The 21,946-nt window shown below is 48.6% G+C and carries 20 protein-coding genes; 9 read left to right on the plus strand and 11 right to left on the minus strand.

Annotation, left to right across the window (positions count from 1 at the left end):
* Positions 1 to 172 precede the first annotated feature (172 nt).
* The 3 genes from PBN151_RS15855 to pepF all read left to right on the plus strand — a co-directional run bounded on the left by PBN151_RS15855 (position 173) and on the right by pepF (position 2,667).
* Positions 173 to 406 (plus strand): hypothetical protein, encoded by a 234-nt coding sequence (locus PBN151_RS15855; RefSeq protein ID WP_021253250.1) that lies wholly within the window; start codon positions 173 to 175, stop codon positions 404 to 406.
* A gap of 13 nt (positions 407 to 419) precedes the next feature.
* Complete coding sequence (locus PBN151_RS15860; RefSeq protein ID WP_072729768.1) at positions 420 to 599, plus strand: hypothetical protein; 180 nt, start codon at positions 420 to 422, stop codon at positions 597 to 599.
* Positions 600 to 873: 274 nt separating this feature from the next.
* Positions 874 to 2,667 carry an oligoendopeptidase F gene (gene pepF, locus PBN151_RS15865; protein ID WP_072729769.1) on the plus strand — a complete coding sequence of 598 codons (1,794 nt, stop codon included), beginning with the start codon at positions 874 to 876 and terminating at the stop codon, positions 2,665 to 2,667.
* A gap of 156 nt (positions 2,668 to 2,823) precedes the next feature.
* Here the strand turns inward: pepF and PBN151_RS15870 are convergent, their stop codons facing one another.
* Positions 2,824 to 4,431: an FAD-dependent oxidoreductase gene (locus PBN151_RS15870; protein ID WP_072729770.1), complete on the minus strand. Its 1,608-nt coding sequence runs from the start codon at positions 4,429 to 4,431 to the stop codon at positions 2,824 to 2,826.
* Between the two features lie 184 nt (positions 4,432 to 4,615).
* Between PBN151_RS15870 and PBN151_RS15875 the strand changes: the two genes are divergently transcribed.
* From PBN151_RS15875 to PBN151_RS15890, 3 genes are all read left to right on the plus strand, one after another.
* Positions 4,616 to 5,005 carry a LapA family protein gene (locus PBN151_RS15875; RefSeq protein WP_072729771.1) on the plus strand — a complete coding sequence of 130 codons (390 nt, stop codon included), beginning with the start codon at positions 4,616 to 4,618 and terminating at the stop codon, positions 5,003 to 5,005.
* Between the two features lie 248 nt (positions 5,006 to 5,253).
* Positions 5,254 to 6,339: a M42 family metallopeptidase gene (locus PBN151_RS15885; RefSeq protein ID WP_072729772.1), complete on the plus strand. Its 1,086-nt coding sequence runs from the start codon at positions 5,254 to 5,256 to the stop codon at positions 6,337 to 6,339.
* A gap of 120 nt (positions 6,340 to 6,459) precedes the next feature.
* Complete coding sequence (locus PBN151_RS15890) at positions 6,460 to 7,467, plus strand: acrylyl-CoA reductase family protein (protein WP_072729773.1); 1,008 nt, start codon at positions 6,460 to 6,462, stop codon at positions 7,465 to 7,467.
* Positions 7,468 to 7,582: 115 nt separating this feature from the next.
* On the opposite strand, the gene PBN151_RS15895 is transcribed toward PBN151_RS15890, so the two are convergent.
* The 9 genes from PBN151_RS15895 to hemE form a co-directional block, all read right to left on the minus strand.
* Positions 7,583 to 8,113, minus strand: a complete 531-nt coding sequence (locus tag PBN151_RS15895; protein WP_072729774.1) for an STM3941 family protein — start codon at positions 8,111 to 8,113, stop codon at positions 7,583 to 7,585.
* 103 nt (positions 8,114 to 8,216) lie between these two features.
* Positions 8,217 to 10,142, minus strand: coding sequence for an ABC-F family ATP-binding cassette domain-containing protein (locus PBN151_RS15900; RefSeq protein ID WP_072729775.1), 1,926 nt, complete (start codon positions 10,140 to 10,142; stop codon positions 8,217 to 8,219).
* 247 nt (positions 10,143 to 10,389) lie between these two features.
* Positions 10,390 to 10,968, minus strand: a complete 579-nt coding sequence (locus PBN151_RS15905; protein WP_083545163.1) for a TetR/AcrR family transcriptional regulator — start codon at positions 10,966 to 10,968, stop codon at positions 10,390 to 10,392.
* A 115-nt stretch (positions 10,969 to 11,083) separates the two neighbouring features.
* Positions 11,084 to 11,953 (minus strand): DUF92 domain-containing protein, encoded by an 870-nt coding sequence (locus PBN151_RS15910; RefSeq protein ID WP_072729777.1) that lies wholly within the window; start codon positions 11,951 to 11,953, stop codon positions 11,084 to 11,086.
* A gap of 29 nt (positions 11,954 to 11,982) precedes the next feature.
* The gene (locus tag PBN151_RS15915) at positions 11,983 to 12,666 is read right to left on the minus strand and encodes a fumarylacetoacetate hydrolase family protein (protein WP_072729831.1); all 684 of its coding nucleotides are present in this window, start codon (positions 12,664 to 12,666) and stop codon (positions 11,983 to 11,985) included.
* 52 nt (positions 12,667 to 12,718) lie between these two features.
* On the minus strand, positions 12,719 to 13,972 hold the full coding sequence (locus tag PBN151_RS15920; protein WP_072729778.1) for a CapA family protein: 1,254 nt from the start codon (positions 13,970 to 13,972) through the stop codon (positions 12,719 to 12,721).
* Positions 13,973 to 14,352: 380 nt separating this feature from the next.
* Entirely contained in the window at positions 14,353 to 15,831 is a 1,479-nt protein-coding gene (hemG, locus tag PBN151_RS15925; protein ID WP_072729779.1) for a protoporphyrinogen oxidase, read from the minus strand.
* Positions 15,832 to 15,857: 26 nt separating this feature from the next.
* Positions 15,858 to 16,802: a ferrochelatase gene (hemH, locus tag PBN151_RS15930; RefSeq protein WP_072729780.1), complete on the minus strand. Its 945-nt coding sequence runs from the start codon at positions 16,800 to 16,802 to the stop codon at positions 15,858 to 15,860.
* A 32-nt stretch (positions 16,803 to 16,834) separates the two neighbouring features.
* Positions 16,835 to 17,884, minus strand: coding sequence for a uroporphyrinogen decarboxylase (hemE, locus tag PBN151_RS15935; RefSeq protein ID WP_072729781.1), 1,050 nt, complete (start codon positions 17,882 to 17,884; stop codon positions 16,835 to 16,837).
* Between the two features lie 499 nt (positions 17,885 to 18,383).
* Between hemE and PBN151_RS32305 the strand changes: the two genes are divergently transcribed.
* From PBN151_RS32305 to PBN151_RS15950, 3 genes are all read left to right on the plus strand, one after another.
* On the plus strand, positions 18,384 to 18,758 hold the full coding sequence (locus PBN151_RS32305) for a spore germination protein (protein ID WP_175560730.1): 375 nt from the start codon (positions 18,384 to 18,386) through the stop codon (positions 18,756 to 18,758).
* The gene (locus PBN151_RS32310) at positions 18,727 to 19,347 is read left to right on the plus strand and encodes a spore germination protein (protein ID WP_139295357.1); all 621 of its coding nucleotides are present in this window, start codon (positions 18,727 to 18,729) and stop codon (positions 19,345 to 19,347) included. Before PBN151_RS32305 ends, PBN151_RS32310 begins: the two co-directional genes overlap by 32 nt.
* A gap of 209 nt (positions 19,348 to 19,556) precedes the next feature.
* Positions 19,557 to 20,768, plus strand: coding sequence for an MFS transporter (locus tag PBN151_RS15950; protein WP_072729784.1), 1,212 nt, complete (start codon positions 19,557 to 19,559; stop codon positions 20,766 to 20,768).
* Between the two features lie 143 nt (positions 20,769 to 20,911).
* On the opposite strand, the gene PBN151_RS15955 is transcribed toward PBN151_RS15950, so the two are convergent.
* Positions 20,912 to 21,901 (minus strand): LacI family DNA-binding transcriptional regulator, encoded by a 990-nt coding sequence (locus PBN151_RS15955; protein WP_021253270.1) that lies wholly within the window; start codon positions 21,899 to 21,901, stop codon positions 20,912 to 20,914.
* Positions 21,902 to 21,946: the final 45 nt, after the last annotated feature.

Here is a 21,946-nt window from a genome sequence, read left to right on the forward strand (position 1 = left end):
GATTTTTAAAAAAATTGCAAATAATGTGGTCTATATTGCGGCTTTCCAGTGAAATCAGATTTGATTTCATTTAATGGCTAAGGTATCATGATCGGTAAGACGAACTGCTTGGCAATACCGCTTACAACTTAGAGTGACAGTGCCCTGCACCAAGAAACGAGGGAACCAAATTATGATGAAGAAACATGTTATTTATAAAAAGGATAACTGGAATATGCTTACGGTTGAAGTACAAGGCCGTTATATCGTATTGCGTGAAATATCCGAACAATGGGGAGAAGAATGCCATAACTTCTTGAGCCGTCCGGCCTTGATGCATTGGGCTGAACAACGCTTTCCTAAAGAAGATTACGTAGGCAAGGAAGAAGAATGGAACGAGATCATGGACAAATTCAAGCAAGTATAAAGGCAGGATGCTTATGAATTCATCAACGAACCTTATTTTTGTTTTGCTTGCATTTTCACTTGGAGTGATCCTAGTCTGGAAGAGAGACACGCTGCCAGAGAAGCTGCGCAGGCCGTTGGCAATTACTGCATTATGCTTGATTACATTCGCCTTCTTCCTAATTGTCTATTCTTTCTTTGCGCTCGGCAGTTAGCTTCTCCAACGAACAAGCACAGCCGCCCGCAACAAATAGTTTGGCGTTCTCTGGTCATACTACCCTACAGATTAATCGGTGAGTGCACACAGCACCATTGCCGCACGGCAACGCTACCGGAGGGGGATATATGGCCACGACACGCCAATTGGTTATCGGGCTGGTCACCTCTGCCATCATGGTGACCAGCCTACTGTCTGCTTCAACAGCCGCTAGTTACAAGCAAGCGACAGCGAAGCCATTATCGCAATATCAATATATAAGGAGGGTACATATGGAACAAGTATGGAAACGTTCAGAAGTCCCACAGGATGTCCGCTGGAAATTGGAGGACTTATTCGGATCACAAGCAGAATGGGACAAAGAATTCTCGCTGGTTAACCAGCTGTTGGATAAAATGAAGCAATATCAAGGCAAGTTGAATGATGCGGGAGCACTGAAGAATTGCTTTGAGCTGGAAGACGATATTTCCCTACATACAGAGCGCCTGTACGTATATGCGAGCATGCGCCATCATGAAGACACAGCGGAAGCTGGATATCAGGCATTGTCCGAGAAGGCCAAGCAATTAAGCGTAACAGTTGGGGAGGCTCTCTCTTTCATTACGCCTGAAGTTCTGTCCTTGTCTGATGAGCAATTGAATGCCTTCATTCAAGAACCGAAGCTGGCTGCTTACCGCTTCACGTTGACTGAAATGCAGCGCCAAAAGGCACATATTCTGTCCAAGCAAGAAGAAGCGCTGCTCGCGCAAGTTGGAAGCATGTCCAAGGCGCCTGAGACCATTTACAGCATGCTGAACAATGCCGACATGAAGTTCCCAACGATTAAGGACGAGAACGGCAAGGATGTAGAGCTGACACATGGCCGCTACATTCAATTCCTTGAAAGCCGCAACAGCGAAGTTCGCAAGGCTGCTTTTGAAGGCGTATACGGTACATATCGCAAGCTTCGCAATACAGTTGCTTCTACACTCAATGCGAACGTACAGAAGAACCTGTTCTATTCTCGCGCACGCAAATACCCTTCCACATTGGAAATGTATCTGTACGGCGACAACATTCCGAAGGAAGTATATACGAATCTGATTGACACGATCCACAAGCACTTGCCGCTTATGCACCGCTACATGAAGCTTCGCAAGCAGCTTCTGGGTGTGAAGGAACTACATATGTACGACCTATTCGCTCCGGTTGTCGATGAGTTCGACATGAATATTACATTCGAAGAAGCGAAGGCAACTGTTAAGGAAAGCTTGAAGCCGCTTGGTGAATCGTATCTGAATGTGCTTCAAGATGGTTTCGACAACGGATGGATTGACGTTTATGAAAATGAAGGCAAGCGTACTGGCGCATACAGCTGGGGCGCATACGGCACGCACCCTTACGTGCTGTTGAACCATAAAGACAATTTGAACAGCATGTTCACATTGACACATGAAATGGGTCACGCACTGCATTCGTACCATTCGGACAACAACCTGCCATATCGTGACGCGCAGTACACCATCTTCTTGGCAGAGGTTGCTTCCACATTGAATGAAGCGCTGCTCATGGATTATATGCTGAAGAAGACAACGGATAATAAAGAAAAGATGTATCTGCTTGCATACTACATCGATCAATTCCGTACAACTGTATTCCGTCAGACGATGTTCGCTGAATTCGAGATGATTATCCATGATCACGCTGAGAAAGGTGAAGCACTGACACCGCAGCTCCTCTGTGACGTGTACTATGACTTGAATAAGAAGTACTACGGAGATGACATGGTCATCGACAAAGATATCGAGATGGAATGGGCACGTATTCCTCACTTCTATACAAGCTTCTACGTGTTCAAATACGCGACAGGCTTCTCGGCTGCACAAAGCTTCGCGAAGCAAATTCTCGAAGAAGGTCAACCGGCAGTCGATCGTTACACAGGCTTCTTGAAGAGCGGCGGCAGCGACTTCTCGATCAACATTCTGAAGAAGGCCGGCGTCGATATGTCCACTCCGAAGCCAATCGAAGAAGGCATGAGCTTGCTTGAATCCCTTATCAAAGAGATGGAACAGCTCGCAGCAAAATAAATGTAAAAGAGACGCTAGACAGCCTAACTAACTGCTGTCTGGGCGTCTCTTTTTTTGTCAGCTATCCTGTCACATTCACTCTTGTATCAAATTGAGTAAACCTAGGGACACGATGCGTGCTAATAGGTAAGAAGCGAAGAAGTTGATATAGCTGCGCTATGTGATTTCGGTTCCATCGAACGGCCAGCTTCGCTGTACGCCTGCCCCATCCAGCTCCGCTTGATAAGCGCTGAGATGCTGCTTATCCTCATAGACCTTGCGCGGAATGATCCCTTGCTCAATCGAATAAGCGATCAAGTGACCGACGGATTCTCCAATATTCCATTCGGTTGGATGCAAGCGATAGCACCCGTTAGTAAGCTGAGTCGTACCGATATTTTTGCAAGCAGGCAGAACATTCGTGACCCGCTTCGGAATGAGAGATCCAAGTGGAATTTCATAAGGCAAGGTCGGAATATAGCAGCTTCGTCCAGTCTTGGTTGTTGTATGCAAATCCATAGAATAATGCCCTACTCCTACACTATCCTCATATCGACGAATACCTAGTCCCTGCCCCTTGCGAAGCTCCTTGCTCACATCATGTTCCGTTATCGTATATAAGGCATGAATTCTTCTCGATTCACGAATGTAAGCCGACTTAGCAAGACCATCATCAGTGCCGACAGATGGGCGATACAAGCGGAATTCGGGGTACCCTACTCCACCATCTTCACGTGGCGCTTCTGTCTGAAGCCAGTATAACAGAGACAAGCTTAACTGCTTAGCCTCCTCAACAATCGCATCCCGCTCTTCATAACTCATCTCAACAGGAGATGCAATGGAATAATCATTTTGCGGCCAATTAATTAAGGACAGATCTCCCTCATAATGGCCGTCCCGAAACTGCGATGCGTCCACAGTACGGCGATACGTCCACAGAGGCAGCGGGTCTATACCGTCGGGCATGCAAATGAACTTGCGCAATTCATGAGTCGCATTCGGCTTTGTATCCCACCAACTTAACAAAGGATAAGGCGATCCTTCATGGTGAAAGCGCCTCCACCAATCATAACTTGCCGGCTTGGCAATCAGCTCATTGTGTTCAGCGGCGTTGGCATCCAGCTTCTCCAGCGACATCACTACTGTAAACGCTTGCAAATCAGCGGGGTCTGCTTCTGTTAGCGCATGAGGCTCCCCTGTCATCTGCTGTGATTCAGCACCAACGATATATTCAACACCTGCGAGCGGCAGCACGTCACCACATTCTGTTGCATCTACGTAATATTGTCCAGTGAGTACTGTCTTCTCTCCTGTAATTCGATTGAGCACGGTGATGTCTTGTACGGCATCGCCTTGCGTGTGCGCTTCAAGCGGAACCGTATGATACAAAATGTGCAGACGCCCTTCCTCAACATGAGGGCGAAGCCACGCTTGCAGCAGATCATGCGCAACATTCGGCTCGTGACACAGCCGGCTTACCCATCCATTCCCCGGATTGAAAGTATTGTCGTATGCATCTCGATCCTGCAGCAGCTCCGGCTTCACAAGTGCAGCATAATAACTCCGAATCTGATTGCGGAATACTCGATAAGCAGCAGTACATCCTGTTTGTTCAATCCATGGGTGTTCATCTGGTGGAACTGCTTGACTGGTAAGCTGGCCGCCAATCCAGTCCGTCTCTTCTGTCATGATCACTTCTAGGCCCCGATTCGCCAGTGTCCAAGCTGCCAGCGTTCCCCCAAGCCCTCCACCAATAATGACAACGTCTGCCTTCCTCGTATTCATGAATGTCCCTCCATTCACTTCCAGATCATTCCTCCCATGATCATATCATGACATGTCTGTATTATGAATCCTTTTTCCATAATGAAAATATTTGATTGGAGCAACCATTCAACTTGTGGCGAATGAAGTCGAACATTATACTGAGAATAGATACATAAACATAATGGTAAGGAGGCTACCTGCAATGCGTATTCAATGGTCCCTGCTAGCAGGACTTATATTTGCGCTCATTACGGCGATATTTGCAGTCATTAACGTGAATCCAGTACAAGTGAATCTCTTGTTCGGCACGTTCGATGTACCGCTCATTCTTCTCATTTTGGGCTGCACCCTGCTTGGAGCTGTAATTGTCGGTTCATACAGCATCTACCTGCAGTTCCGCTCCCAGAAGAAGATTAAGCAATTGGAGCATCAGCTTGCTCAATATACAGGCGACGCTGACACTAGCTTGTTCGAGAATCATGAATCGACAAACAACCTGGAAGAATTGCATCCTCATGGCGACAGCACGACAAATGAGGATTTAACAGGACTCACATCAAGCACAGCCAATTCGAGCAAGATTGATCACTAGCACCAGTACTTGCATCAGTACTTGTATTAGTACTTGCATCAGTACTTGTATTAGTACTTGCATTAGTACTTGCATCAGTACTTGAATTAGTACTTACATTAGTACTTACATTAGTACTTACATTAGTACTTACATTAGTACTAGTCTCAGAACTAGTATTTGCATTAACATTAACACTGATTAACACTGGTATTTAGCGTTTAGCGATTAAATCGTACCCATTTATCATATCAAGGAGGAATACAGTCATGACTGCACCTGATCATTCAACTATTTCATCACAACCCTTCCAAGCGATAATTGACGAAAATTACGTAACTTCCTTCCTGCTCGAATTGCTTAATACACCGAGTCCAACAGGCTATACCCACCATATTATGGCCCGCATTGGCCGTGAAGCGGAACAACTCGGATACGCATTCGAGCAGACTCAAAAAGGCTGTGGCGTCATTAAGGTAGCAGGAGAGAAGCACGATTCGAACAAAGTCATCGGATTGTCTGCCCATGTCGACACGCTGGGTGCTATGGTACGATCCATCCATGCTGATGGCACACTTCGCTTAACTTCCCTAGGCGGATATATGTCTAGTTCCATGGAGAATGAATATTGCCACATACATACTCGTGACGGTCGTACATACACAGGAACAATTATGACGAACCACCCTTCCGTGCATGTATACAGCGACGCACGCGAATACGCACGTGAAGAGAAGAACATGATTGTGCGCATCGATGAGCTTGTACATACCAAGAAAGATACCGAGGAACTTGGCATTCGCACAGGTGATTACGTTTCATTTGACGCACGTCCTGTACACTTGCCAAATGGATTTATTAAGTCGCGCCATCTGGATGACAAAGCTAGTGTAGCTGCCTTATTCGGATTGCTGGAGAGCATGAAGCGCCACGCATGGCAGCCAAAGCACGATATTGTCATTTTCATTACGAATTACGAAGAAATCGGACATGGCGCATCCTACATTCCCCAGGAAATAACGGAGATGCTTGCTGTTGATATGGGAGCTATGGGCGATGATCTGTCTTGCAAGGAGACGGACGTGTCCATCTGTGCGAAAGATTCATCCGGGCCTTACGACTATATGATGACGGGCACTCTTATTGCTCTGGCAGAACGAGAGGGAATCGAGCATGCAGTTGATATTTACCCTCACTATGGTTCCGATGCTTCAGCTGCGCTTCGCGGTGGCAACAACATCCGTGCTGCCTTAATTGGGCCAGGCGTTCATGCCTCACATGCGATGGAACGCACTCATCAGCGGGCAGTAATCAATACAGCACGCTTGATTGCTGCATACATCACAGAGGAATAAGAACCTGATCCCTTATAATAAATGCTGTCTAAATGTCAACTCTGAAGCGAGTGATATCAGCCTGTCTTCTACCTAATTACACATAAGCAGCATGGAATGAAAGGGAGGTTCGAAGGTAAGATGAAACAGCAATTTGCAGCGTTATGGATTAACCAGCAAACGGATGGGATGCTGGATGTAAGTGTTCAACAATGTACCCCCGAGCAATTGTCAGCGGGAACCGTAACGATTCGTACCGCGTATTCTGGATTGAACTACAAAGACGCGCTTGCCTGCTCGCCAACAGGAAATATCGTAAAATCATACCCCTTCATCCCCGGAATTGATGTATCTGGGGTCATCATTGAATCAGAGGATAAACGATATTCGGCAGGACAGCGTGTACTAGTAACGGGATATGGGCTAGGCGTAACCCATACGGGCGGTCTCAGTGAGATTGTCCGCGTACCAGGCGATTGGATCGTTCCACTCCCCGATTTGCTCAGCCTAAGGGAAGCGATGATATTCGGCACAGCGGGTCTCACTGCTGCTCTCGCTGTCGAACGGATAGAACGCCATGGTATTACAACTGATAAAGGCCCTATCCTTGTTACTGGTGCGACAGGCGGAGTCGGCTCCATCGCAGTCTCTATGCTGGCACAGCTCGGATATGAGGTTGCCGCTTCTACAGGTAAAGCTCAGTATGAAGAGTTACTTCGTTCTCTTGGTGCCAAGCAGATTGTTGCACGTGAGGAACTTCTTCCAGAGCGGCCTCGGGCTCTCGATAAGCAGCGCTGGGCAGGAGCGATCGACGTCTGTGGCGGCGCGATTCTTGCCTCTGTCCTAGCGTCCCTCCATTACGGCGGGGCTGTGGCCGCAACAGGAATGACGGCTGGTGGAACTTTGCCGGCTTCTGTCTTCCCATTTATTCTGAGAGGGACCGCCTTATATGGCATCGATTCTGTATTCGTACCGAGTACAGATCGTGTCCGCCTCTGGTCACGAATCGCGGCGGAGTGGAAGTCATTCACCCATACCCCGAACTGGATTCATGAATTGCAGCTGACTGATGTCCATAGCTATCTCAACCAGTTGCTCCAGGGCCAATCATCTGGGAGAGCCATCGTCAAGATTGGCGAAGATGAATAACAGTATGAATTGCGATTAATCGGCAGAATTGTTGAACGGTTTGCCGTACGAAAAAAAGAGCAGGAACCTCACATGGGGACTACCCACTGAGGTTACCTGCTCTTCTCTTATTCGCCTAAGTATGTTGCGACTTGGCACGATCCCAGCGTACGAGCATCTCTTGAGCCACTTGCTCCAGCGAGCCTCGAATGCCAACCTTTGGGATGTTGATCTGCGTATCAACGAATGCTCGGTTCGCTGACATGAGCGAACGTTTCCAGCCTGGACACCGAGCAAGGAATTCTTCCGGATTGGCCATCTTCACTCCCAGGAAGGATTGGCCCATCATATCGTACACTTTAATTTCTTCTACCTCTGACCACGATACTCTCCCTGCTGCCCCAAGCGAGGCTTGATCATAGAAGGCATCCGCTGTCAGGATGACAGCTGGCTTAGGGACTAACATGCGGTATGCGCAATATACACCGCTCATACCGAAAAATACGACACTTACTCCCCCTAGAAGCACGACTCCACCTTCATTTTGCATGAGCATGACCATTCCAATCGCAATAAACACTATGGAACATAGGAACATGACGATTAACTTGCGCTTACTAGGATATATCACTATATCATGTGGTGCTGGTTCATACTTCCCCATCATACGAACGCTTCCCTTCACTCCGCTGATATTCCATCGTAGTTGCTTCGATCGCTATAATCATCGATGAACTATGGTGTATTCACATTCACTCGAACCAGCAGCATTATTTCGACTTCTCAGCCTCGATTTGCTCCGCTAGCTCGCTTAAATAAGTCCATCTCTCCATCAAATGCTCCAAGAGCTTCTGAGCCTCCGCATCTTCCTTCATCAGCTCCTGCAAGCGTACTGAATCATTGAACGCTTGTTCCATATCTTGCTGGATACGTTCAATATTGCTTTCCGCTTCCATGATTCGTTCCTCAATCTGTTCATACTCCCGCTCTTCCTTGTATGACATCTTGAGCTTAGGCTTGCGCTCCGATCGGCCCGCAGGATCTGCAGCAGTTCCTGTCTTCACTGTTGGCGTGCCGCCTTCTGTATTCGCCGCATGTGCATGCTTAGCTCTCCATTCCATATATTCGGAGTAATTGCCAACATGCTGGGAGACACGACCGTTCTCAAACGACCAAATACGTTCTGCCACTCGATCTAAGAAGTAACGATCATGAGATACCGTAATAACAACGCCAGGGAAGTCATCCAAATACTGTTCCAGCACAGCAAGTGTCTGTACATCCAAGTCATTCGTAGGCTCGTCAAGGAGCAGCACATTCGGCGCTTCCATCAAGATACGAAGCAGTTGAAGGCGTCGCTTCTCACCACCGGACAGCTTGCCAATCAATGTCCATTGCATTGTAGGGCTGAACATGAACCGTTCGAGCATTTGTGCAGCCGTTACGGTATACCCCTCGGCGGTTTGCACGGTCTCTGCTCCCTCACGTATATATTCGATGACACGAAGGGATTCATCCATCTCTTCATGTTCTTGTGTGAAGAATCCAATCCGAACCGTAGGACCGAGCACAATTGTCCCTTGCTGAGGTTCGCGCTTGCCTGCAATGACACGAAGCAATGTCGACTTGCCGCTTCCATTTGGCCCTATGATACCAATGCGATCCCCTGGAACTGCGATGTAGCTGAGATCCTTGAACAGCTCCCGTCCCTCAATCGAACATCCCAGAGACTCAATCTCCATGATCTTCTTCCCTAGCCGTGCAGACATCGCAGATATCTCCACTTGACCGTTCTTCGCAGCAGGGTTATCGGCCTGTAATTCCTCAAAGCGCTGAATTCGCGCCTTCTGCTTCGTCGACCGAGCCTGTGCCCCGCGCCGAATCCATGCCAGCTCATTACGGAGCAAATTCTGACGCTTATCCTCCGAGGCTGCTTCACGCGCCTCACGATCTGCCTTCAATTCAAGGAAACGCGTATAATTCGCTTCATAGAAATACGCGCGTCCTTGATCTAATTCAATCATGCGATTCGCGACGCGATCGAGGAAATAGCGATCATGCGTAATCATAATCAATGCACCGCTGCGCTTCTGAAGCAATGATTCCAACCACGCTACGGTCTCATTATCAATATGGTTCGTAGGTTCGTCCAGCAGCAGAAGATCCGAAGGATGAATAAGTGCTGACGCAAGCGCCACACGCTTACGCTGGCCACCTGAGAGATCGCCCATTCGGGCATCGAAGCGCTGAATCCCCAGACGGGACAGGATCGTCTTCGCATCGCTCTCAAGCTGCCAAGCCTGGAGGCGATCCATGTCGTCACTCGCGCGTACCAAGCGATGCTGTACTTGCTCATCATTCGGTTGGGAAGATGCTGCTTCCAAGCACGCGGTATACGTCCGGATTGCGACCATTTCTGGGGCATCCCCACCCATCACCTGATCCAATACAGTTGCATTAGGATCAAATTCCGGCTCCTGCGGCACAAATTGAACCCGAACGCGGCTGCCAACCATGATCTTGCCTTCCTCAACGGGCTCTAATCCCATAATCGTACGAAGGAATGTAGATTTCCCCGTCCCATTTACCCCAACAATTCCGAATCGATCCCCTTCTTCGATTCCGAATGATACGTCTTTAAATAAAGTTTTGTCCCCATAACTTTTACTTAGTTGTTCAATCGTCATTACATGCATGAATTCCGTTCCTCCAATCAAGCGTCGGCCATCTATAACGAAGGTGAAGCTGCAAGCGAACTAGGCTCGCTTTACTTCATCCCCTTATAACCTTTTATCCTAACCCATAGACACATTCTATCTATCCAGATAGCAAATAGCTGTCAACAGTACTTAGTGCAGATCATCTATCTGCCTATCTCCGCTCCCATCATCGAAAGAGGAGAACCTTCGGTTCCCCCCTTGCACGCGATTAGGTATGAAGCTGCTAGAGCGGTATGCCCTGCTTACAGCCATTCACAAACAACTCAGATGCGAACTGAATCCGCTGCCGCAAATCCTGGTTAGAGAAGGTCGGATTAAATAATATATCCATCTTGAGCATATCGAGCATACCGATAAATGATTTGGCATGAAGGAGAGGATCTGGCAAATTGAAATCCTCCATCGAGCTTGCGATTCGCTGTACATAACTCTTCATGAAGTTGCACAGCGCCTCCATCATTTCCGGATCCTTATTTGGCGCCTTGAAGAACAGCTTCGTATACTCTCTGCGATTATAATAATATTCCAAATGATGCTCGGCAACGAAACCTAGACTTCCCGCCAAGGAGTCCCGCTCAAGCAGCCCCTGATCCAACTCTTGCAGAAATTGCTCAAAGCCTTGCATCATCATTACGGTAAACAGCTGCTCTTTGCTCTCGAAATATAAATATAGCGTTCCTTTGGCAATACCTGCCTTGTCAGCTATATCCGACATTTTCGTTTCATAAAAACCATTCGAACCGAAGAGTTCATAAGCCGCGTCCATAATCAACTGCAGCTTGTCACCCTGTCCATAACTCACTCGGTTCACCTCCTTGTACGCTGCTGCCATGGTTACTTACATTCTGCTTCGACTATAACATGAGACAGGAATGTTGTCGATTTCAATTGCATGACAATTGATCAACTCTTTTCGCCTATAACAGCAGAATGACAACAATAGACATCAGCCCGCCGGCACAAGAAGCAAGCAAGTTCACGTTATCATTATTTAACCAGGATAGGCCGCGGATGTGCTTGGTTGCTGCACCGCAGTGCATAAGCCGCTCAGTCGACGCCCCGCAAGCGTTGCATTGATATCCTGCTTGGATAGTTGCCCCCAGCAGGGAATCGACTAATGCGCCTGCAGTACCGCCAATTGATGCTGCGACTATGATAATCAGGAAATAGGTCCAATTCAATCCTTCAACAGGCTCTTGGCCTATGATTGCATGCTGCAGGATCATCAAGCACATTGCCGCCATTCCAATCGTGAACGCGCCTGCAACCGACGCCAGGGTTCCGAGGAGTGATATCGCCCCTGAAGTACCCGCTTCGACTTGCTTGCCACTTAACAGTGAGCGTGGTAATCGACGGCTCAGGCTGCCAATTTCGGTTGCCCATGTATCTGCATTCACGGTCGCCATTACCCCAATGAACAGCCACAGCCAATAGGGACTCGGCCAAATGAAATTGACGATGCATAGCAGCATCCCAATTCCACCATTTGCGAATACTTGTCCAGCATCACGCTCGCCTGTCTTCTCATAAATCTGATCCAGATGGGCCTTCTTCCGTTTCTTCCATTTCGACCAGAAGGTCGAAGATATGAAGAAAGTAAGCAGCAAGCCAAACCAGACAAGATCACCGCAGCTATAATAAATCGTACCCATGATCACGGCTGCAGCAGCCCCGGATCGTGTTAATGCACGCTTCCACAGGGCTGTTCCTGCTACAGCAGCGCTGCCGATAAATCCGATCAACCACGGATTGATGCTAAGCCCGAGTTCAATCCAACGATGGAGCATTGTAGCCCTCCTTACGTTCTACCATACCATCACCGCTCAACAGGAGGCTTGGCTGTAATGCGACAGCTGCCAACCAATTCTTCACCAAGTTTAAGCACCAATTCATCATGCTCTTCTATCGGCCCTACACCGGCTGGTGTGCCTGTGAAGATGATGTCGCCTGCACCTAGCCCATAATGCTCGGCAATGTGGTTGATAAGCACATCGATAGAGAACAGCATGTCCCGTGCTGTACCGGATTGAACAGCTTCTCCATTGCGTAGAAGGCTGAATGGCGAATCGAGCAATGCCTCAGTTCCTGGATACGGAAGGAAGTGTGTAATCGGGGCAGAATGCAGCACCCCCTTCGCCGCCATCCACGGATGACCCTTGCGCTTCAACACATCCTGAACATCACGCAGCGTAAAATCAATGCCCAGCGCATAGCCGTCAACTGCCTCATCTGCAGTCATGCCTGGCTGCACGGTTGTTCCGATATGCAGGACAAGCTCTAACTCATGGTGAACGGCTCCCAGATGCAGCGGAAGGGGCAGCAGTGTCCCTTCTGCTACGCTATGAACCGCATGAGATGGCTTCATAAATACCATTGGCTCTTGCGGAACCTCGTTGCCAAGCTCGGCAGCATGCATGCGGTAATTACGGCCAATGCAATACACATTACGAATATTAGAAGGATCTATCTCTCCTGTAAATTGCGACTTTACTGGATTCATGTTCATCCGTTTTTCCCCCACTTCATATGCAATTCATTATGATAAGTATAAGCTATGATTTCTTCCGAATGTTCCCGCCCTGATCGATCTGGACGCCCGGGGATATTTCCTGCACCCGTTTCATTAGCTTCTGCCCTCGTTCACCTTCGAGTGGAATAGCTTGCCCTACGTTTGTAAAGAACGGGGTCATCTTAAGCTCGCACTTCCCATCCTTCTTGCATTCCGCTTGAAGCGCCATCGTTTCCCAGGTTTTTGGGTTTTCTGCTTGCGTAAAAATAAAGTTGCCCATTGAGTATGCAATCCAGCTGTTTTTTTGCTGCTCGAAGCCCTGCACGACATGGGGATGGCCGCCAACGATGAGGTCTGCTCCGGAATCCACGAACAGCTTCGCCAGCTCCTTCTGCTTCGCATTCGGCTCGTCCGTCCGTTCTTCTCCCCAATGCGCAATCACGACAACAATATCCGCTTCCTTCTTGGCGGACTTGATTGCTTCTGCCGCCCGCTCCTTCGTCCCTTCATAGGTTGTTGCTACTCCAGGCTTGTTCTTCCACGCATACCAGGTGTCGTCCGGAATGACTCGACTAAGTCCTAAGAATGCCAGTTTAATGCCATTGCGCTCTACAATATGCGGCGTATAGGCTTCTTTGGAATTGTTTCCAGCTCCTATGTAAGCAATGTTAGCAGATTTTAATGCTTTAAATGTATCAAGCAGCCCTTCTTCACCTTGATCCATCGAATGATTATTGGCCAAATTGACAATATCGATTCCGGCCTCAGCCATTGCCTGTGCCATCTTCGGAGACGATTTGTATACAAACAGTTTGTTGTCTGCTGGAGAACCACCAGTCGTGAGCGGCGTCTCCAAATTTCCAATCGCAAGATCCGCATCCTGCAGCAGTGACTTCGCATAATAATAAGGGAAGTCATACCCTTTATCCTTCACAACATCCTCAACGCGACCTGACATCATCATGTCACCTACGAAGGCTAGACGAACTGTCGGCTCCTTCTTATCATCCGGCACTGCTGTTGCATCATCCGCATTGGCGTCCTTAGAATCCTTCGAGTCATCCGCACCTTCTGCGGTCTGATCTTGTCCGCCTGTCCCTTGCTTATCTCCGACAGGAGCTGTTATTCCATCCTGCGCTTCCGTTCCACCCAAATCGAACAACTTCCCCTGCCATGCAAACAGCGCTGCTGCAATGATGATGATACCTAGAACACTGTATCCCCATACAGCTCTCCGCTTCCTGTTCTGACGCTGCTCTCGCTGCTGCTTGTGACGTTCCGTTCTTGATAGCTCCATAAGCCCTCCTTCGTATGTTCATTTTTTTGTATGGTTAGATCCAATACATGCTTATTCTATTATAACAAGGGTACGATAGCCTCGGCAAAGAAGCATTTTCAACTCCCTCTACTCTGCCTATACCCAAACGAGGAACGAATGAACTACATTCTAAGTCCAACCAGTTCCAGTTCCAGTTCTAGTTCTAGTTCCAGCAGATGTTATTTAGTCTCATGGGCAGACATATATCTTTTTGCACCAATTTGCACCGCATGAACAATACAAAAAAAGAGGCCGTGTTCATACACGACCTCCTAATTATCACGATCTGTTATATACGTACGATATCGCACTCATTTTATCATGGCAGTATGTCAAGAACTGCAAGCTTCTGCAAGCGTTCAGGCCATGCTGCTCGCACATGCTGTCGGCATGCCGTTCTCTGAAGCAGTCTCAGCTAAGATTGCAACGGACTGTTCACCCGCCATTCGCCCGCTGTGAATACAGTCTGGCATTCCAACCCCTTCATAGGGTTGACCCGCAAGAAATACACCTGGCAATTGAGTTCCAACTGACGCGCGCAGCTTCTGAATCGCCTGCACATGTCCTACCGGATATTGCGGCATCGAGTGCTTCAGTCTCGTAACCTCTACGAACTCCGGCTCGGATGTAATTCCCATAAGGTCTCGCAATTCATTGCGAACCGTGCGCTTCAGCGCTTCATCCGGCCAGTCGACACGCTCCTCATCTCCCGCTCGCCCAATGTAGCAGCGAACGATAAGCTTATCCCCTCTTGAAGTATGGGGCCACTTGATCGATGTCCATGTGCAAGCCGTTATGGCTCGCTTCTCTTTGCGTGAGATGAGGAAGCCAGTTCCATCCATAGGCTTCTTCACCACACTGCGTTCGAATACACTGACAACATTGGCAACCGATACATGTTCAATCGCCCGTAGTGCAGATGTATCCACATGTCCCTCTAAGAAGGTCGAAGCATGGTACGATGGTGTTGTGACCACGATTGAGGACGTCTCTATCTGGCTCCCATCATGGAGATGGATGCGATAGCGGCCATCTTCCATCTTCTCGAATCGGTCAGCACTCACGCCCAATTGAACATTCACCTTCAATTCTCGCAGCACATCCTCCAAGCGCTCAACAAGTGAGGTTAGTCCGCTGCGGAACGTTAAGAAGGTGGAGCCTCTTGCCACATCCGGCAATCCAGGGAGATTCTGTCCAGCCTTCCGACTTGCCATCATTCCCTTGATAAGACTCCCATACTTCCGTTCTACTTCGGCAAATTGCGGGAACGTCTGCTGCAAGCTCAACTTGCTCATATCCCCTGCATAGATGCCGGCAAGCAGCGGCTCCGCAATGTGCTCCATCACTTCATGACCTAATCGCCGCTCCAAGAATGAGCCTAGCGACTCATCCTCAGTCGACATACGCGGCTTCTTGAACAAATCCATCAACGCTCGCAGTTTGCCCATGACAGAAATAAGGCCTGTCTTCGCGAATGGAGTAAGCTCAGTAGGAATTCCAAGAATAAGGCCTGGCGGCATGCGATGCATAACCCCCCGCCTTACAATGTATGTCTTCTTGGCATGTGGATTCGTAGCTACAAGCTCCGTCTCCAGTCCGAGATCGCGTGCTAAATCGATCATCGGCATCTTACGGGCGAGAAAGGAATCCGGTCCCTTCTCGATAACACATCCATCCTTGCGCAAGGTCTCGATCTTGCCTCCAAGTCGTGTTGCTTGCTCAATGATAGTTATATTCAGAGTTCGTCCGTTCTCTTCCGCCTTCTTTGCCGCGTAGTAGGCAGCGGACAACCCCGTTATTCCCCCGCCGATGATGACCAGATCCCGCGAACAGTTCATGTTACGCCCCTTCTTTCTCTAGCTCCCTATTGATCCAATTTCATAATCGTGTCGGCCAATACCGACATGAATTGTGGATCGTCGTTCAACATGCGAATGCGCTTGAAGCCAAGCTGCAAGTTCTGTGCATTCTGAAGTGCTTCAATGTCCAAATCATACAGGACTTCCAAATGATCGGATACGAATCCGATCGGTGCAGACAGCACCCACCTGGTTCCCTCGTCCGCAACAGTGGACAGCGTGTCTAATATATCTGGGCCAAGCCATGGTGTTGCAGTCTGGCCTGCACTTTGCCATGTAAAGCGCCATTGGCTATCCTTCAAGCCACACTGCTTGGCTATAGCTGCAGCTGTTGCATTCAATTCATCTGGATACGGATCGTTCATCTCCAGTATTCGTGCCGGCAAGCTGTGGGCGCTGAACAGCACCTCAACCGCTTCACGATCCGCTCCTTCCTGTACGAATGCATCCAGCTGCTCATTCACTCGCTCCGCAAGCGCATCAATAAGTTCCGGATGCAGATGATAGCTATTCACACATTTCATCCGAATACCGTGCTTTTCCGCCTCTTCCTGGGCACGTTTATTGTAGCCGCCGACACTCATCACGGAGTAATGCGGAGCCAGAACAATACTTACGGCCTCCGTAATACCGTCGTGCGCCATTGCCGCTACGCCGTCTTCTATATAAGGCTGAACATGCTTCAACCCTTGATAGCACATATACTGTACATTTGTATCTTCCGTGAGTCGATCCAAGGCAAGCTGCAAGCCAGCGACTTGGCGATCCGTATGCTCACGAAGTGGAAATACACCGCCTACAATTGCTTCATAGCGCTCTTGCAGTTCAGTTAGCTGCTCGGCAGAAGGCGGATTTCCTCTCCGGATGTGCGTGTAATAGGGTTCGATTTCTTCCATGCTGCGTGGTGTCCCGTAAGACATGACGAGGACCCCTACTCTTCTCTTACTCATGCGCCACCTCCATCGTGATTTACTGCCATGTTCTATTTACGAGAAGCAATGGCTTCAGCCGAGTACGAGTGAACAAATTCCGTTAATTGCTTCAGCTTGTCTAGCGATGCCTCAGGAAATAGTCCGTGTCCAAGGTTGAATATATAACCTGGCTCCTTCACGCCTTCGTCTATAATATGAGCCGCTTCACGTTGAATAATGTCCATCGGACCGGTCAGCAGATAAGGATCAAGATTGCCTTGCACCGCATATTTGCCAGCCAAGCGCTTGCGACCTTCTGCAATTGACACACGCCAATCCAGTCCGATCACATCAGCCTTCAGCCCATGCAAATACGGCAGCAGCTCACCTGAGCTAACGCCTGGGAAGTAGATGCTTGGCACACCCAAATCAGATAATTCAGAATGAATCCGTTCCATAACAGGGAGGACATATCTCACGTAATCACGTGGCGACAAGGAACCCACCCAGCTGTCAAATAACTGGAATGCCTTGCCTCCATTCGCAATCTGAGCACGAATATAGCGAATAACCATATCGCCCAGCTTGTCCATAAGAGCGAACCATACTTCCGGCGCTTCATACATCATCGTCTTCGTCCGAATATAGGACTTCGATGGCCGTCCCTCAATGAGATAGCTCGCAATCGTGAACGGTGCTCCCGCAAATGTAATCAACGGTACGTTCAGCTCCGCGTCCAGTATCCGAATTGTCTCGAGAATATGCCCAAGATCTCCTTCTGGATCAACTGGCTTCAAGCGCTCAACATCCTTAGCAGTGCGGATCGGATTATGAATAACTGGACCAACCTGCGCTACAATATCGAAATCAATACCAATCGATGCGACTGGATTCATGATGTCTGAATAGAGGATAGCGGCATCGACACCAAGCTTCTTCACTGGCATCATCGTCACTTCCGCTGCCAAGTCTGGCTGGCGGCATATTTCAAGTAAGCTGTACTTCTCCTTAATCTTGCGATACTCCGGATCATAGCGACCCGCCTGGCGCATATACCATACTGGCAAGCGATCTACTGATTGTTTGCGGCATGCGCGGATAAAACGATCATTATAAGTCATAGATACCCTCCGAACGAACGGTATTGTGCAAATTGTTACAACCTGACGCTTCCATTATGCCCGTTTTCCAGAACGACCACAACCAGACCATCTCTCGAAGCTATGACAATCTGTTGACAATCGACGTCCGGAAATGAACAGACTTTGACATTTTATCATACATGCCCCTCCTTTGCCGATATTCCACCACTTCTCTGCGTTCATTCTACGTATTTAAATTTGAACATGGACACGTTCGAGACAACCTTACCTTCATAAAATTTATAATGTTGCACATCATATGCTCATGGATTAGGGACACATAGGAGGGACAGCACTTATGGACTGGCTTCAGCAGCTGAATGACGCGTTCCATGATTGCGATGACTTAACCGTGCGTTCTTATGCTGACGGAGAAGTAACGCTATATTACTTTGACCGCCTGCTTGATTGAAGGCAGTTCCAACAAATTGTGACCTCTCTCTTCGAGTATAATCCAACGGATGTGAGCATTATGCGAATGTTGTCCACATGGCAAGCCGTCAATGAGCCTAGCCCAGCAGCAAGCGAACGCTGCTTCATCACTTCCGTATTGGAAGGTCAGATTGGTGCGGTATACCGTTCAAAACTGTATACCGTTGCCTCTGGAGGCGCCCCGACTAGACCCGTTGGCGTTACAGAGCGAGAAACCTTAATCACGGGCCCACACGACGCCTTCATCGAAGATGCGTGCACCAACATCGCTCTCTTGCGCCAGCGTTTGCGCACAACTCACCTCAAAGTGAAGCAAATAGACATCGGACACAAATGTACTCAATACGTTTACCTGGTTTACTTGGAAGGGAAAGTGGATAAGTCTGCACTTGCGCCGACTGCAGTTCCTTCAAATGGATGAAGTGATGGATGGAAATACAGTTGCAAAATATTTGGAGAATTCGCCGTACTCATTTTTCCCACAGTGGTACGATACAGAACGGCCTGATGCAATTGCTAGTTGTCTATCGCTTGGCAAAATCGCGCTAATTACGGATAACAGCCCTTCCGTGATGGCGGCTCCTGCACGTTTCTTGGAATTCTTCGCATCAACAGGGGACGCATATGAGAGATGGCATTTCTGCGTTTTTATTCGCTTTCTGCGTTTAGCTGCCTTCATGCTTACTATGCGTCATAACCGGATGACTGCCCCACTGTATATCGCTGAGAAGCATCTCAACACCACCCAGCCGCTCATTATTGAGAACGCTCAAGTCAGAAGGGAAATTCGAGTCCTTCGAACAGATCCCCATCCGGAGATGGAAATTGTGCTAACCATCAAAGGAGCCACCACCTCTTCATTGAACGAGCTCAGCAACAATAAGGTTGGCACTTCAACAAACATTGCCAAAGAGCTTCAGCGCAAGTATGAGCAAGTCATTCACTTTCTGCAGGAGAATCGGACCGATTGCCTCGGAGTAGGCATGCATGTGCGCAATAAAATCGGGTAACCCGCTTATAAAGGGGAAGAATGGCCGGAGCGATTTGCGAAATCCAACATACGGTGCACAGTGAGTTTCATGAAAATTAACGAGGTGTAAGATTGATTGGCACGACACCTTTCAATATGACAACATTGTTATAGTACAATATGGTATACTGATACCAGTTGCTGGCACATCGGACGGACCGTGACCTAAGAAAGTGGTGAACAGGATATATGCAGCAATGGAAACTAAATCTCATCATTTTATGGTTCGGTTCATTTCTTGCCATGGCGGGAATGACCATGGTAACACCGTTTCTCGCTTTATATTTGCAGCATGATATCGGGCTAACCGATACCCATCAAATCGCACTCTGGTCGGGTTTTATATTTGCTGCGAACTTCTTCACTTCATTCATCTTCCAGCCAATCTGGGGGAAATTTGCCGACAAGTACGGTCGTAAAGTAATGCTGCTCCGCTCTGGATTCGGAATGGCGGCAGTAACCGCGTTAATGGGGCTAGCGCAGACACCTTGGCACCTCCTGCTGCTGCGCATGCTGAACGGAACCATTTCCGGGTTCAACCCTGCCGCCGTTGCCCTCGTATCGTCAACGACACCGAAGGAACGAATGGGCTTCGCGATGGGTGTGCTTCAATCCGGCGTCGTTGCCGGATCTATCTTGGGTCCACTGATTGGCGGCGTTCTAGCCGATTGGGTCGGATATCGCCCTATCTTCTACATTACAGGCACCTTGCTCTTCCTCGCGACCTTGCTGACGATGTTCATGGTGAAGGAATCATTCGACCGCGAGAAGGCAACCGACGCAGCCGAAAAGTCTGTACTCGAGGGCTTCAAGGAATTGGCTCGCATCCCGCAATTGAAGTCGTTATTGGCTGTAACCTTCCTACTTCAATTTGCAATGCTCAGCCCCATGTCGCTGCTTCCGCTCTATGTACAAGAGCTGCATGGGTCACAGAAAGATCTTGCGCTGCTCGCGGGCATTGTCAGTGCGGTTACCGGGCTATCCAATATGATATGCTCGCCGATACTCGGGAAGCTTAGTGATAGGATCGGGTCGCATCGCATCTTGACCGTCTGTCTTATTGGTGCAGCCTGCTCCTTAATCCCTCAGGCATTCGTCAATCAAGTATGGCAGCTTGCTGCCGTACGATTCGTGCTTGGCATATTTATGGGAGGTCTTCTCCCATCCGTCAACTCGCTTATTCGCAAATATACGCCTGACGGAATGGAAAGCCGAGCTTACAGCTTCAACAGCAGTACACTGGCACTAGGCAATATGGTTGGGCCAATCGTCGGAGGATTGGTCTCCGGCGTGATCGGGATAGAGGGAATCTTTATTATGTCGGGAGCGTTATTGCTTATCAATACTGTGTGGACTCGCTTCTCGTTGTACAGCAGTACACGTGCACAAGTCCGTCCGTAGTGTTAGCGAAGCACGTGTTCCATTTGAGTAGTCGTTCATAAGCAGTTCAAGAATAGGTCACAGCAGCATGCCAGTTACCTCAATAGGCTTCAGACATAACGAGAATATCGCCAACAAGACCCAGGGATGCCCTGGGTCTTGTTCTATATTAGACTCGCCACCGAGCTTCGCTCTACGAACTCAAAACGCATAATATGCTGCTCTGGCATCGCTTCTGGCTGCATTATGCGGGTATAGCAAGCCTGGAACATGGCAGCACCAGCCTCTTCGTTGCGATAATCAATCGAAGTTACGCCGATTACTGCCGCCATAGGGAAGTTCTCACAGCTTATCAGGGACAGATGTTCCGGTACATAGATGTCCCGCTTCCTTCCCTCCAATATAATCCCAGCCGCAACTTCATCGCCAGAAGCAATAATAGCGGTCGGACGATTATCCATGGCAATCCACCTCTGCAGCACCTCAGCCCCATGCTGTATATTACTGCTTCGATAGAACATCCAATCCTCATCAGGTGTTACACCAACATCCCGCAGGGCATCCATATAGGCCTGCAAGCGGATTGAACTATTGTAGCTATACTCCCTACAGACTGATATCCCGATATGTCGATGACCTTTATCGATTAGATAGCGCATGGCATAGCTGTAGCTTCCATAGTAATCGAAGCTGATCGAGCTGATCGGGCGATTGCCAGCATGCTCTAACGACACAATCGGCCCATAGTGTGCGTACTCCTCAATCGTATCCCATGATAAATCCTTCGATACAATAATCAGTCCGTCAATTTGTCTACGCTTCAACATATGAAGCGCGCGCAGCTCTTCTTCCTCGTTATAATCCGTTTGAAAAAATACGAGGTTATATTTATGTTTCAGCGCTTCATCTGCCAATCCCGTCATGAAACTGGAGAAGAAAGGCATATCCATGCACGGAAGCAGGATGCCAATCATCTGTGTTCTCCCTTTGACTAGATGAACCGCATTGAAATTTTGACTGTAATCAAGCTGCTCGACCACCTGCATGACGGCCTCACGCTTCTCCTGACTCACATAGGGATGATTGTTCAATACACGGGATACCGTGGTGACGGATACCCCCGATAGCTCCGCAATCTGCTTAATATTCGCCATATACGTAATCCCCCTCATTCATCCATCGCACTCTTTATTATAACG

This window comes from Paenibacillus sp. NAIST15-1, assembly GCF_001894745.1.
In the GTDB taxonomy this organism is placed as follows: Bacteria; Bacillota; Bacilli; order Paenibacillales; family Paenibacillaceae; genus Paenibacillus_B; species Paenibacillus_B suaedae.